The organism is Burkholderia sp. IDO3 (genome assembly GCF_003366075.1).
GTDB lineage: Bacteria > Pseudomonadota > Gammaproteobacteria > Burkholderiales > Burkholderiaceae > Burkholderia > Burkholderia anthina.
This window is the reverse complement of the sequence record NZ_CP028962.1, coordinates 2,796,562-2,810,027: the sequence shown is the minus strand read 5'-3', so window position 1 is coordinate 2,810,027 and position 13,466 is coordinate 2,796,562. Positions and strand designations below refer to the sequence as shown.

Here is a 13,466-nt window from a genome sequence, read left to right as displayed (position 1 = left end):
CTCGCATGTAGTCATGCGTGGCTGCTGCGGGTGCGTCATGGGCCGTGACTGCTTGCATGACGGTGCTCGAGCGCTGCGACTTGGCGCGGTACGGGTATCGGCACGATGCGGCGTGTGGCAACACCGTTCTGATGTCGGTGTCGCTACTGCGCATCATGAAAGATGATGCCGACCGTATGGCGGTATCCGGTCCGGATGCGGCTCACGCCATGACGCAGATTGACGCGATAGACGCCGCGCGTCCCTTGCACCGGCCGGCCATGCACCGCGAAGATCACTGCGTCGCCCTGCATCAGCGGCACCACTTCCGCACGCGACTGCATGCGCGGCCGCTGTTCCGTCAGCACGAACTCCCCACCAGTGAAATCCCGGCCCGGCGCCGACAGCAGGATCGCGACCTGCAGCGGAAAGACATGCTCGCCATACAGGTCCTGATGGAGACAGTTGTAGTCGTCCGGGCCGTACTGCAGGATCAGCGGCGTCGGCCGCGTCTGGCCCGCCGCATGGCAGCGCTCGAGAAATGCCGCATGCTCGGCCGGATAGCGGGCGTCGATTCCGAGCGCCCGGTTCCACCGATTCGCAATCGGAGCGAGGTGCGGATAGATCGTTGTCCGCAGCGCATCGACGACCGCAGGCAGTGGATACGCGAAATATCGGTACTCGCCGCGGCCGAAGCCGTGCCGCGCCATGACGACGCGTGAACGGTACAGCGCATCGTGCGGGTAGAGCGCTGCCAGCGTTGTGCATTCCGCCACCGAGAGCAGACCCGGTACGCGGGCGCAGCCGTAGCGATCGAGTTCGGCATCGACGGTGGTCCAGTCGAGCGCGCTCACGCGCTGCGCCATGTCGACCGATTCGACGGCGGGTTGCAGGTCGGCGATGTTCACGGGTGTACCTCGTTCGTCAGCGATGTGGCGTCGCGCAGGCATGCTGTCGGCATCGAAGTACCCGACATCGAGCGTGCCGCGATGCGCAGCCGGTCGATGTGGAACGGGCGGCGACGCGATGTCGGCAAGCGCGGCGCATGCCTGCGTCTGCGGTGAAAGTCGATGAACTCAGTCTAGTGTCGTCCGTGCGACGACGCGCTCCAGATCTTGCGCTTCAATCCGGAAAGAAAGGAGGAGTATGGCGCGAGCCGCCCGGTACGGCGACGCGGAGGCTCGGCGACGTTGACGCGGCGGTGAGCCGGATGGGCTTCGCTCAGCGTGAGCGAAACGGAAAGACTACGACGCGAAGAACGGAAGAACCGACTTCGGATCTTTCGCGGCGAGCGACCGATCCCCTGGCCGCTCGCTGCTTCTCCGCTCAGGCGATCGAGCGGAACAACCAGTAGAGTCCGCCCGCCAGCACAATCGATGCCGGCAACGTCAGCACCCACGCGAGCACGAGGCTGCGCACCGTGCCCCACTGCAGCCCGGACCCGTTCGCCGCCATCGTGCCCGCGACACCCGATGAGAGCACGTGCGTCGTGGATACGGGCAATCCGTACGCATCGGCCGCGCCGATCGTCAGCATCGCGACGAGCTCGGCCGAGGCGCCCTGTCCGTACGTCAGATGCTGCTTGCCGATTTTTTCGCCGACGGTCACGACGATCCGCTTCCAGCCGACCATCGTGCCGAGACCCAGCGCGATCGCGACGGCAACCTTCACCCACGTCGGAATGAACTTGGTCGCATGGTCGAGCTGCTTGCGGTAGTTGTCGATCGCGAGCTTGTCATCGGCGGAAAATGCCGGTTGCCCCGACTTCTCGATCAGGCGAATCGCTTCGGACACCAGATACATCGTGTTGCGCACGTTGTCGACGTCGCCTTGCGGCACGGCCGCCATCGAGCCCGACGAACCGACCGCGGTCGCCAGCGACGTGGACAGTTGCTGCACGCCCGGCAGCACGGCCGGCGTCATCTCGCGGCGCTGCACGAAGTGTTCGACGTCGGCGCGCGGATTCGCGGACGGTGCGACGCCGTTCGAGTATTTCGCGAACGTCGCGGCGGCCTGGTTCGCGACGGCGACGAACGTCTGCGATTCGGCCGGCGTGACGGCCTTGTTCAGCGCGTATGCGGTCGGCACCGTGCCGATCAGGATCAGCATGATGAGGCCCATCCCTTTCTGCCCGTCGTTCGACCCGTGCGCGAACGACACGCCGGTACAGGTGAGGATCAGCAGGCAGCGAATCCAGAACGGCGGCGGCTGGTCCTTCGGCGGCTCCTTGTACAGCGCCGGAACGCGGACGACGGCCTTCAGCACGAGCAGCAGCAGCGATGCGCACAGGAAGCCGACGATCGGCGAGAACAGCAGCGACTTGCCGACGCCGAGCGCCTGGCCCCAGTCGACGCCGCTCGTGCCGGACGGACCGTGCAGCAGCTGGTTCATCAGCCCGACGCCGATGATCGAGCCGATCAGCGTATGCGAGCTCGACGACGGCAACCCGAAGTACCAGGTCGCGAGGTTCCATACGATCGCGGCGATCAGCAACGCGAACACCATCGCGAAGCCCGAGCCGCTGCCGACCTGCAGGATCAGCTCGACCGGCAGCAACTGCAGGATGCCGAACGCGACGGCGCCGCTCGAAACCATCACGCCGAGGAAGTTCCACATGCCGGACCAGATCACCGCGACGTTCGGCGTCAGCGAGTGGGTGTAGATCACGGTCGCAACCGCATTCGCGGTGTCGTGGAAGCCGTTGACGAACTCGAAGCCGAGCGCGATCAGCAGCGCGGCACCGAGCATCAGGTACGGGAACAACGATCCTTCGCGGACGGGCGACAGATCGGCAATCAGGTGGGTAGCGATATAGACGGCGCCGATCGCGAGCACCAGCAGGAAGACGGCATAGCCGACCTGTCGGGTGCGTTCGGTGGAGCCGGGAGTATTGGCGGCGGACGAAGCAGGTTGATTCATGACGGCATCTCGTAAGGGAACCGCGTCCGATGCTAGCTTCGGCTACCAGTCAGTTTGATGACAGTCGGGACGACGAATTGTTTTCTTACAGGTATGTAAGAAATGCGTGCGCGGCCATTCCATCCGTGACGCAGCCGCGCTGCCCGGACCCGAATCGTCATCCCTATGGTGAACACCGGGCTTACGCGCCGGCATCGCGCCCATCGTCATCGGTGGTCACCGTCCACTTGTCGTGCGACCTGACGAATAGTGTGCACGACAGGGGCGCGACGTCGATGCGCATCGTGGCCTGCGAGGCCATCCGAAGCGCATGCGCGATGGCTGCGCGAACGATCGCCGCATGCGTGACCGCAACGACGTCGCGACCGGGCGGCAGGCCGTCGAGCCATGCGCCGACGCGGCATGCCACGTCTTCGAACGATTCGCCGCCATGCGGCGACGCACGCGGATCGCCGAGCCATGCGCCGAGTTCGTCCGGCAGGTCGCGCGCGAGGTCGTGCAGCCGCTTGCCGCGCCAGCGGCCGTAGCCGACATCGCGAAGCGCATCGTCGAGCCGCACGCGCAGCCCGAGCGCATCGGCGGTCTGTTGCGCGCAAAGCGCGGGACTGCTCAGCGCGATCGCGTGAGGGACGCCGATGAACCGCTCGTGCATCGAGGCGGCGTCGGCCAGCCCGTGCGCGTCGAGCGGATCGTCGTCGGGGAACGTGCCGGTGCGCATCGCACGGGTCGATGCATGTGCGATCAGGCGCAGCGAGACAGGCTGGATCATGTCGGTGGTCGATTGTTCGAGGCGGCAGGGCGGGGCAGTGCCGATCATGTCCGGGCCTTCAATACGCGCGCGTTCGCGCGTACAATTCGCCCGATACGAAACGTGGAAGCCGGTGCAATTCCGGCGCGGTCGCGCCACTGTAACCGGGGATATCCGATCCCGGAAGCCAGACCTGCGTTCGTACTCCATCCAACATTTGTCGGGGCGCGATTCCCCTGAGGTGCATCCATGAGCGAAGCAGTGCTGAAGCCGGCTGTCGTGCCGGCGCCCATCCCCGTCCGCGAACTGTTGCCGTGGGCCATCTTCGTCGGTCTGATCCTGCTGCTCGCGCTGTATTTCGTCGGCGCGGAACAGGGCGCGACGTCGATCGTGCCGGGCATGTACGTGCACGAGTTCGTGCACGACGGCCGCCATCTGCTTGGTTTTCCCTGCCACTGACGCGGAGTAGAAGATGGTCGGAAAGCTGCTCATGCGCGGGATGCTCGCAGGCATCGCCGCAGGTCTCCTTACGTTCGGTTTCGCGAAAATCGTCGGCGAACCGCAAGTCGATCAGGCAATCTCCTTCGAAGAAAAATCCGATGCCGCCAAGGGCGAAGCGCCGGAGCCCGAACTGGTCAGCCGTCACACGCAGGCAGGCCTCGGCCTGCTGACGGGCGTCGTGACCTACGGCGCGGCATTCGGCGGGCTGTTCTCGCTGGTCTTCGCGTTCGCATACGGACGAGGCAGCCGCCTCCCGGCACGCCCGCTCGCCGCGTGGCTCGCGCTCGCGGCATTCGTCGCGCTCGTGATCGTGCCCAACATCAAGTACCCGGCCAATCCGCCATCGGTCGGCGACCCCGACACGATCGGCTATCGCACGGGCCTGTTCTTCCTGATGATCGCGATCTCGATCGCGACGATGGTGTTCTCGGTCAACGTGCGCCGTCATCTGCTGGCGAAGCTCGGCCAGTGGAACGCGTCGATCGTGGCGGGCCTCGTGTTCATCGCGATCATCGCGGCCGTGCAGCTCGGGTTGCCGTCGGTCAGCGAGTTACCGGCCGATTTTCCGGCAGCCGTGCTGTGGAAGTTCCGCGTGGCGGCGATCGGCATGCAGGTGATCATGTGGACGACGATCGGCCTGCTGTTCGGCGCGTGGGTCGAACGCGGCGAACGCATCGGCATGCGCGCCGCCTGACGCGCATCGCAACAGGGCGCGCCTAGCGCAGCATGCGCGGCGCGCTCCACGTCGATTCGCGCGCGAGCGCGACGAACGCGGCCAGATAGTCGATCGACGCGTCCGCTTCGCGGATGCCGAGGAAGATCTGCTTCGCGATTCCCTGCTTGCCCAGCTTGACCGGCACGACCGGCATCCGGTCCGCATATTCGTCGGCAAGCCATCTCGGCAGCGCGGCCACGCCACGCCCGCTCGCCACCATCTGCAGCATGATGTCGGTCGTCTCGATCGACTTGTGGCGCCGCGGCACGATGCCGGCGGGCGTCAGGAACTGGTTGTAGATGTCGAGCCGGTCCGTTTCGACCGGGTACGTGATCAGGATTTCGTCGCCGAGCTGCTCGGGCGTCACGTAGTCGGCATGCGCGAACCGGTGTGCGTCCGCGACCACCAGCACCTGCTCGTAATCGAACACGGGATCGAAGCGCAGCCCCGGCTTGTTCAACGGATCGGGCGTCACCAGCACGTCGATGTCATAGCCGAACAGCGCGCCGATGCCGCCGAACTGGAAGCGCTGCTTCACGTCGACGTCGACGTCCGGCCAGCGCGCCAGGTACGGCGACACGACCTTCAGCAGCCACTGATAGCACGGGTGGCATTCCATCCCGATGCGCAGCGTGCCGCGCTCGCCCTTCGCGTACTGCTTCATCCGCTCCTCCGCGAGCTCGAACTGCGGCAGCAGCCGGTTCGCCAGCTTCAGCAGATATTGCCCGCCCTGCGTGAGCCGCAGCCCGCGTCCTTCCCGATCCCAGATCGGCGTGCCGAGCTGCTGCTCGACCTTCCTGACGGTATGGCTGAGCGCCGATTGCGTGAGATGCAGCGCATTGGCCGCAGCCGTCAGCGAGCCCTGGCGCTCGACCTCACGGATCACGACGAGATGGAATCGCTCCAGCATGGATAGTGCTCGCTCAACAGATGCATGAATAGATTTAATGGATGAATGAAATAATGCCATTTTATTTCATGGTTTGAAATCCCTATCATGGCTGCCGGATCTTCAATTTTTCTCTGGACGGCAGCGTTATGGTTACGACACACAACCTCGGTTTTCCGCGCATCGGCGCGAAGCGCGAACTCAAGTTCGGTCTCGAACGCTACTGGAAGGGCGAATCGTCGCGCGACGAGCTGAAGGCGCTCGGGGCCGAGCTGCGCCAGCGTCACTGGCGCGCCCAGCGCGAGCTGGATCTGGCGCCGATCGGCGACTTCGCGTTCTACGACCAGGTGCTCGACATGAGCTTCACGCTCGGCAACCTGCCCAAGCGCGTGCAGGGCTTCCACGGCGACGCGCTCGACAACTATTTCCGCGTGGCGCGCGGCCGCTCGGCGCAATCGGCGGAAGAACATGCCGCGTGCTGCGGCGGCGTCTCGGCCGGCGAAATGACGAAGTGGTTCGACACGAACTATCACTACATCGTCCCGGAATTCCACGCGGACACGAACTTCTCGCTCGATCCGTCGCGCCTGCTCCAGCAATTGGCCGAAGCGCAGGCGCTGGGCGTCGCCGCGAAGCCGGTGATCCTCGGGCCCGTGACGTACCTGTGGCTCGGCAAGTCGAAGGACGATTCGGATCGCCTCGCACTGCTGCCGAAGCTGCTGCCGGTGTACGGCGCGCTGCTCGACACGCTGACCGCACAGGGCGTCGAATGGGTGCAGATCGACGAACCGATCCTCGTCACCGAACTCGACGCCGAATGGCGCCAGGCATTCCGCACTGCTTACGCGGCGCTGGAAACGCGTCGCATCAAGCTGCTGCTCGCGACGTACTTCGGCCAATTGCAGGACAACCTGACGCTCGCGGCGTCGCTGCCGGTCGACGGCCTGCACATCGACGCGATCAATGGCCGCGACGAAATCGACGCGCTGGTGCGCGAACTGCCGGCCGAGCGCGTGCTGTCGGTGGGCGCGATCAACGGCCGCAACATCTGGAAGACGGACCTGAACGCAGCACTCGACTGGCTCGAGCCGCTCGCGAAGCAACTGGGCGAGCGCCTGTGGCTCGCGCCGTCGTGCTCGCTGCTGCACGTGCCGGTCGATCTCGCGAGCGAAGAAAAGCTCGACGCGGAAATCCGCTCGTGGCTCGCGTTCGCGCTGCAGAAGCTCGACGAACTGACGGTGCTCGCGACCGCGCTGAACGAAGGCCGCGACAAGGTGGCCGACGCGCTTGCCGCGAATGCCGCCGAGATCGACTCGCGCCGCCGCTCGCCGCGCGTGAACAATCCGACGGTAAAGGCCGCGATCGCACGCATCGACGCGCAGCTCGGCAACCGCGCGAGCCCGTACACGGAGCGCGCGCCGAAGCAGTCGGCACGACTGAACCTGCCGGCCTTCCCGACGACGACGATCGGTTCGTTCCCGCAGACCGGCGAGATCCGCCAGGCGCGCAGCCAGTTCAAGGCGGGCGCGCTGGATGAAGCCGGCTACCGCACGGCAATGCAGGCCGAGATCGAGCGCAGCGTCCGCGAACAGGAATCGCTCGAACTCGACGTGCTCGTGCATGGCGAAGCGGAACGCAACGACATGGTCGAATACTTCGGCGAACAGCTCGACGGCTACGCGTTCAGCCAGTTCGGCTGGGTGCAGTCGTACGGTTCGCGCTGCGTGAAGCCGCCGATCCTGTTCGGCGACATCAGCCGTCCGAAGGCGATGACGGTCGAATGGATCACGTATGCGCAATCGCTGACGCACAAGCCGATGAAGGGCATGCTGACCGGCCCGGTGACGATCCTGAACTGGTCGTTCGTCCGCGACGACCAGCCGCGCTCGGTGTCGTGCTACCAGCTTGCGCTCGCGATCCGCGAGGAAGTGCTCGATCTCGAGAAGGCCGGCGTGCGCGTGATCCAGATCGACGAGGCCGCACTGCGTGAAGGGCTGCCGCTGCGCCGCGCGCAATGGGGCGAGTACCTGAAGTGGGCCGTCGAGTCGTTCCGCATCACCGCGAACGGCGTGCAGGACGACACGCAGATCCACACGCACATGTGCTATTCGGAGTTCAACGACATCATCGCGTCGATCGCCGACATGGATGCCGATGTGATCACGATCGAGACGTCGCGCTCGGATATGGAACTGCTCGACGCGTTCGACACCTTCAAGTATCCGAACGAAATCGGGCCGGGCGTGTACGACATCCACTCGCCGAACATCCCGACGCAGGATCACATCGTCGGCCTGATGAAGAAGGCGGCCGAGCGGATTCCGGCGGCGCGTTTGTGGGTGAACCCGGACTGCGGCCTGAAGACGCGTCAGTGGGCGGAAGTGATTCCGGCGCTGACGAACATGGTCGCTGCCGCGAAGGCGTTGCGTAACCAGGTGCAATGACGCAGGTGCGATAACGCGCGAACGCTGCACGCCTGCTGTCCCGATCGTCGATCGGCGGCGGGCGTTGCACGATGCGTTTCGAACGTACCGCCCTCTATGCGCACGAGCACGGCTTTCCCGTGATCACCAGTTCGCTCGGCATCTCGCGCTGGAAGAACATGCGGCAGATCAACGACTGCGGCGTGCGTGCGGCGGCACGCTATCCGGGGTTGACCTACTGGGAATACAACTGGCGCAAGGGCGGCGGTTCGGCGCGCATGATCGAGATCAGCAAGCGCGAGGCGTTCTATCAGCAGGAGTACTGCGGATGTGCGTACTCGCTGCGCGACACTAACCTGCTGCGCAAGGCGAACGATCGCGAGCCGATCCGGATCGGCGTGAAGTATTACGGCGTCGACTCGTCCGACGACGATGCGGCATGCTGACGGTTGCGTCGCGATGCCGCTCATCCACGGTCATGCGGCCGCGCGGCAATCGCGCGTTCATTTCAGCGACAGATAGCGCTGCGGTGCGTCGCCGGTGACGTGCCGGAACATCGCGATGAACGCGCTTGCGCTGCTGTAGCCGAGATCCTTCGATACCTGGGCGACCGTCTGGCCCAGCGTCAGGCGCGTGATCGCTTCCGCCACGCGCATCTGCTGCCGCCACGCCACGAACGTCAGCCCCGTTTCCGCATGCAGGCGGCGGGCGAGCGTGCGCCCGCTCGCACCGAACTGCGCGCCCCAGAAGTCGAGCGTCAGGTCGCTCGCCGGGTCGTTCATCATGTGTTCGCACATTCCGAGCAGGCGCGGATCGCGCGGCAGCGGAACGCCTGGTTCGGGCAGCGCCGGCGTGTCGGCCATCACTTTCAGCAGCAGCGGCGCCGATAGCGCCGCGCGGCTGCTGCGCACATGCTCGTCGCCGTCGTCGGCCAGCGTAACGGCCAGTTCGCGCAGCAATGGCGACACGGCGATCACGGCCGGCTCGCGCCATGACCACGGGAAGGCCTCGGGCTCGACGTAGACGCTGCACAGCAGCCCGTCGCCGACCGCGTGCAGTTCATGGTCGATATCGGACGGCAGCCATACCGCGCGCGACTGCGGCAGGGTCCACGTGCGCGACGGCGTCAGCACGCGGACGACACCTTGCGCCGCGAACACGAGCTGGCCGTGGCGGTGCTGGTGCCATATCACGCGATCGCCGTGGCGATAGGGCCTGACGGACGCGACGATGTCGTGCGGCAGCGGCACGCGTACGGTCGGGTAACGCTTGAGCAGAAACGTCTTCATCGGTCGTGGTCGCGAGACGGGCCGGCGGCCATATCGCGAATTCACCTCATCTTGTCAAAAAATCGATATCGGTTGTCAGCCTTTCTTTCGGGCGACCCGATAAGCTCCTTACCTGGCAAGGCTTCAGGGCGCATACCCTGACGATTGATTAATGATTCTCATTCTCGTCATTGTCTCACGGCCGATTCGCCGGCGAGCGATACGCGAATGAGCGGCACGGCCCGGCGTGCCGGCGCATCGCGTGCGGTAACCGGGGCAACGAGGTCCGATCGGACCCGCATACAAGAACCGTCCCCCCAGGAAGCTGTCGCGCCCGCCACCGGCGGGAGGACTTCGTTCGTCTTTTCAACCGTGGGATGAGTGCAATGAGAACAACAATGGATCGCTCGGGGACGCTGCGCGCGTCGACGATCGCATGGCGGCTGCGGGCGCCGTGCCTGACGCCGCTGGCGCTGGCGATGCTCGGCATCGCGTCGCCGTGCGTGCGGGCACAGGCCGTGCCGGGTGCGAACGGCGACGTGCTGCCGGCCGTGAGCGTCACCGCGACCGTGTCGCCCGACGCGACGACCGAAGGCTCGGGGACGTATGCGGCGAAGCGCGCCACGATCGCGGGCCGGACGGCGGAGCGCGTGAAGGACATCCCGCGCTCGGTGTCGGTGATGACGCGCCGGCAGATGGACGACCAGAACCTGACGACGATCCAGGACGCGCTGCGCTATGTGACGGGCGTGACGTCGGTCGACTACGGCGACGGCACCGCGTATTTCCGTGCGCGCGGCACGCAGCTCGGCATCGAGTTCGACGGCGTGCCGATCGCAAGCGGGCTGCAATACAAGCAGCAGTTCGATCTCGCGATGTACGACCGCATCGAGGTGCAGCGCGGTCCGGCCGGCGTGATCGACGGTGCGGGCGAACCCGGCGGCACGGTCAATCTCGTGCGCAAGCGGCCGCAGGATCAGTTCCATCTGTCGACCGAGACGCAGATCGGTTCGTTCGGCAGCGTGCGCCAGATGATCGACGTGACGGGGCCGCTGAACAAGGACGGCTCGCTGCGCGGTCGCGCGGTGCTGGTCGGCAGCGACGGGCTCGAATCGGTCGACAGGACGCGCAGCAAGAACGTGATGGCGTATGGCGCGATCGACTACGACTTCTCGCCGCGCACGACGCTGTCGCTGTCGGCCGCCTATCAGGTGTCGCCGGTCTCGGGCCTCGACTACGGGGCGGCCGGTGTCGTCAATGCATCGATGACCAGCCTCACGGGGCGCGTGCCGGGCGCGTATACGCAGAACTTCAGCCCGAGCTGGAACTACTCGTATACGTCGGTGCAGGAGGTGAACGGCAATCTCGTGCACCGCTTCGCGAACGACTGGACGTCGTCGACCACGCTGTTCTACCGGCACGAGCTGTTGAAGGGGTATTACGCGTATGCGGGCCCCGGTTCGCTGCCGAACGGGCTCGCGTGGTTCGGCGACCAGCGGCAGCGCAACACGATCGACTGGTTTGGCGCGGACACCAACGTATCGGGCCCGGTGCGGCTGTTCGGGCGGACCCACACGCTGACGTTCGGCGCGAACTACACGGTGATGTCGACGACGGCCCATTCCGGCTATGTCGCGCTCAACGGGCCGTACGGCGGCGACGCCGGACTCTACAGCCTGTTCGATCCGAACGCGGTGCCGGCGGTCGACGTGCCGTTCACGTACGGCGAGAACGACCGCACCGTGCAGTACGGCTTCTATGCGCAGGCGCGCATCCGTCTCGCGGATCCGCTGACGCTCGTGCTGGGCGGCCGTGAAGCATTCGTGCAGACGCGTTCGCAGACCTTGCTGCCGACCGTGGCGGACTGGACGACCGGCTCGCAGATCGATCACCGCTTCCTGCCGTCGGCGGGACTCGTGTGGGACATCGTGCCGTGGCTGACCGCGTATGCGAACTACTCGCGCTTCGTGACGCCGCAGACGGAGACCTTCTACGGCGGTGGCGGCCTGCCGCCGCGCACCGGCGAGCAGTACGAAGTGGGCGTGAAGGGCAGCTTCCTCGACGGCCGGCTCGACGCAACGGCCGCGCTGTTCCGGATCAACGACAACAACCGCGCGGTGGGGGATCCGGAGCATCCGAACTTTTCCCTGGCGCAGGGGCACGTACGTGACCAGGGCGTCGAACTCGAGGTGACGGGCCAGCCGGCGCCGGACTGGAACGTTTATGCGGGCTATACGTATCTGGATGCGGGTTACGACAGCGGCAGCGACGCCTACCTGACGGACGGCACGGACCCGAAACACCTGTTCAAGCTGTCGACCAAGTACACGTTCTCGCGTGGCGTGTTGCGCGGTGTGTCGATCGGCGGCGGCGTGCTCGCGCAGACGAGCATCACGCGCGGCGTCGAACAGGGCGGATATGCGATCTTCAACGCGCAGGTCGGCTATCGCTTCAACAAGCATCTCGAAGCATCGCTGCAATTGAACAACGTGTTCAACCGCGATTACTACATCCGTCCGCCGAGCCGGTTCTACAGCGTATTCGGCGACAAGCGCAACGTGATGCTCACGCTGCGTTCGGACTTCTGACGGCGGCAATGAAAAAGGGCGGCACGATGTGCCGCCCTTCGCGGGAGATGACCGGGCGCGTGACGAAGCCGGCCCGGTACGTCGAGATTACGCCGTGCGCGTGCCGCGCGGCAGCGGCGCGTTCGTCTTGTCCGGCGCACCGGCATCGTCGATGCTGACGCGGCGCGAGATCAGCCACACGCACACCGACGACAGCACGGCGGCGCTCGTGTACTGGATCGCGAGCGGCCACCACTGCGGCGCGACGTTCTGCGCGATCAGCGTCGCGACGAGCGGCGTGAGGCCGCCGGCGAGGGCGCCGCACACCTGGTACGCGATCGAGATCGCCGTGTAGCGGATGCGCGCGATGAAGATGCCGCTGACGAAGCCGGCGACCACCGAGTAGTAGCCCGATTCCGCGAGCGTCGCGAGACCGACGCCGACCGTGATCGACAGCGGCGTGCCCATATGCACGAGCGGCAGCATCACGAACGGGACGATCGCGGCCCACGCGCCGGTGATCAGCAGCACCCGCGTCGTGCCGAAGCGCTGCGCGAGGAACGCGGCCGCGAGCTGCACGACGAACTGCAGCACGGCGACGATGGTCATGCAATGCAGCACCATCGACCGGTCGAGCGACAGGAACTGCGTCGCGTAGCTGATCATGAAGATGTTGCTGAAATACACGCCGGCGATCCCGTACACGTTCGCGCCGATCGCGAGCAACAGCAGCGGCCAGTACGTGAGCGCTTCGCGCACCGGGTTTTGCGCGGTGTTGCCGCTCTTCTTCACTTCCTCGAACTCGGGCGACTCGGACACGCTCGCGCGGATCACGAACCCGACGGCCAGCAGCACGGCGCTCGCGAGGAACGGCACGCGCCAGCCCCAGCTCATCATGTCGTCCTTCGACAGCGTGCTGATCGCGCCGAACGCGAGCATCGACAGGATCAGGCCGCTCGCGCTGCCCAACTGCGCGAACGATGCGAAGAACGTGCGCTTGCCTTCGGGCGCATGCTCGCCGGCGAGCAGCACCGCGCCGCCCCATTCGCCGCCGACCGCGATGCCTTGCAGCACGCGCATCAGCACGAGCAGGATCGGTGCGAGCATGCCGGCCTGCGCGTAGGTGGGCAATACGCCGATCGCGACGGTCGAGATCGCCATCAGCATCAGCGTCGCGAGCAGCGAGCGCTTGCGGCCGAAGCGGTCGCCGAGATAGCCGAACATCACGCCGCCGAGCGGTCGCGCGAAGAAGCCGACCGCGAACGAGCCGAACGACGCGAGCAGGCTGACGAAACGGCTTTCGCCGGGAAAGAACAGCGGCCCGAACACGATGGCGGCGGCGGTCGCATAGCTATAGAAGTCGTACCACTCGATCGTGGTGCCGACGAACGAAGCGAGCGCCGCCCGCTTCGGTTGCTTGATGGCAGTCCCCATCGTCGATGTGCTCCTCTGGAATC

10 protein-coding genes, 1 pseudogene and 1 riboswitch are annotated in these 13,466 nt (G+C 65.9%); of the genes and pseudogenes, 5 read left to right on the top strand and 6 right to left on the bottom strand.

What is annotated here, in order from left to right:
- Positions 1–143: 143 nt before the first annotated feature.
- The 3 genes from DCN14_RS12855 to DCN14_RS12845 all read right to left on the bottom strand — a co-directional run bounded on the left by DCN14_RS12855 (position 144) and on the right by DCN14_RS12845 (position 3,667).
- Complete coding sequence (locus tag DCN14_RS12855; RefSeq protein ID WP_096507775.1) at positions 144–887, bottom strand: 2OG-Fe(II) oxygenase; 744 nt, start codon at positions 885–887, stop codon at positions 144–146.
- A gap of 418 nt (positions 888–1,305) precedes the next feature.
- Positions 1,306–2,898, bottom strand: coding sequence for an inorganic phosphate transporter (locus DCN14_RS12850; protein WP_096507774.1), 1,593 nt, complete (start codon positions 2,896–2,898; stop codon positions 1,306–1,308).
- 181 nt (positions 2,899–3,079) lie between these two features.
- Entirely contained in the window at positions 3,080–3,667 is a 588-nt protein-coding gene (locus DCN14_RS12845) for a histidine phosphatase family protein (RefSeq protein ID WP_096507786.1), read from the bottom strand.
- Between the two features lie 56 nt (positions 3,668–3,723).
- A riboswitch (cobalamin riboswitch) is annotated at positions 3,724–3,862 on the top strand.
- A 33-nt stretch (positions 3,863–3,895) separates the two neighbouring features.
- Between DCN14_RS12845 and DCN14_RS12840 the strand changes: the two genes are divergently transcribed.
- Positions 3,896–4,105: a CbtB domain-containing protein gene (locus tag DCN14_RS12840; protein WP_096507773.1), complete on the top strand. Its 210-nt coding sequence runs from the start codon at positions 3,896–3,898 to the stop codon at positions 4,103–4,105.
- Between the two features lie 13 nt (positions 4,106–4,118).
- The gene (locus DCN14_RS12835) at positions 4,119–4,841 is read left to right on the top strand and encodes a CbtA family protein (RefSeq protein ID WP_096507772.1); all 723 of its coding nucleotides are present in this window, start codon (positions 4,119–4,121) and stop codon (positions 4,839–4,841) included.
- Between the two features lie 22 nt (positions 4,842–4,863).
- On the opposite strand, the gene DCN14_RS12830 is transcribed toward DCN14_RS12835, so the two are convergent.
- On the bottom strand, positions 4,864–5,772 hold the full coding sequence (locus DCN14_RS12830) for a LysR family transcriptional regulator (protein WP_096507771.1): 909 nt from the start codon (positions 5,770–5,772) through the stop codon (positions 4,864–4,866).
- 128 nt (positions 5,773–5,900) lie between these two features.
- On the opposite strand from DCN14_RS12830, the gene metE reads away from it, so the two are divergent.
- Positions 5,901–8,195 (top strand): 5-methyltetrahydropteroyltriglutamate--homocysteine S-methyltransferase, encoded by a 2,295-nt coding sequence (metE, locus tag DCN14_RS12825; protein WP_096507770.1) that lies wholly within the window; start codon positions 5,901–5,903, stop codon positions 8,193–8,195.
- A gap of 71 nt (positions 8,196–8,266) precedes the next feature.
- Positions 8,267–8,620: pseudogene (locus tag DCN14_RS12820) on the top strand (epoxyqueuosine reductase QueH); the annotation flags it as partial.
- 57 nt (positions 8,621–8,677) lie between these two features.
- Here DCN14_RS12820 and DCN14_RS12815 read toward each other — a convergent pair.
- Positions 8,678–9,463 carry a helix-turn-helix transcriptional regulator gene (locus DCN14_RS12815; RefSeq protein WP_096507769.1) on the bottom strand — a complete coding sequence of 262 codons (786 nt, stop codon included), beginning with the start codon at positions 9,461–9,463 and terminating at the stop codon, positions 8,678–8,680.
- 377 nt (positions 9,464–9,840) lie between these two features.
- Here DCN14_RS12815 and DCN14_RS12810 point away from each other — a divergent pair, with 377 nt between their 5' ends.
- Positions 9,841–12,030, top strand: a complete 2,190-nt coding sequence (locus DCN14_RS12810) for a TonB-dependent siderophore receptor (protein ID WP_172441936.1) — start codon at positions 9,841–9,843, stop codon at positions 12,028–12,030.
- Between the two features lie 87 nt (positions 12,031–12,117).
- Here DCN14_RS12810 and DCN14_RS12805 read toward each other — a convergent pair whose 3' ends face one another.
- Positions 12,118–13,443, bottom strand: a complete 1,326-nt coding sequence (locus DCN14_RS12805; RefSeq protein WP_096507767.1) for an MFS transporter — start codon at positions 13,441–13,443, stop codon at positions 12,118–12,120.
- Positions 13,444–13,466 lie beyond the last annotated feature (23 nt).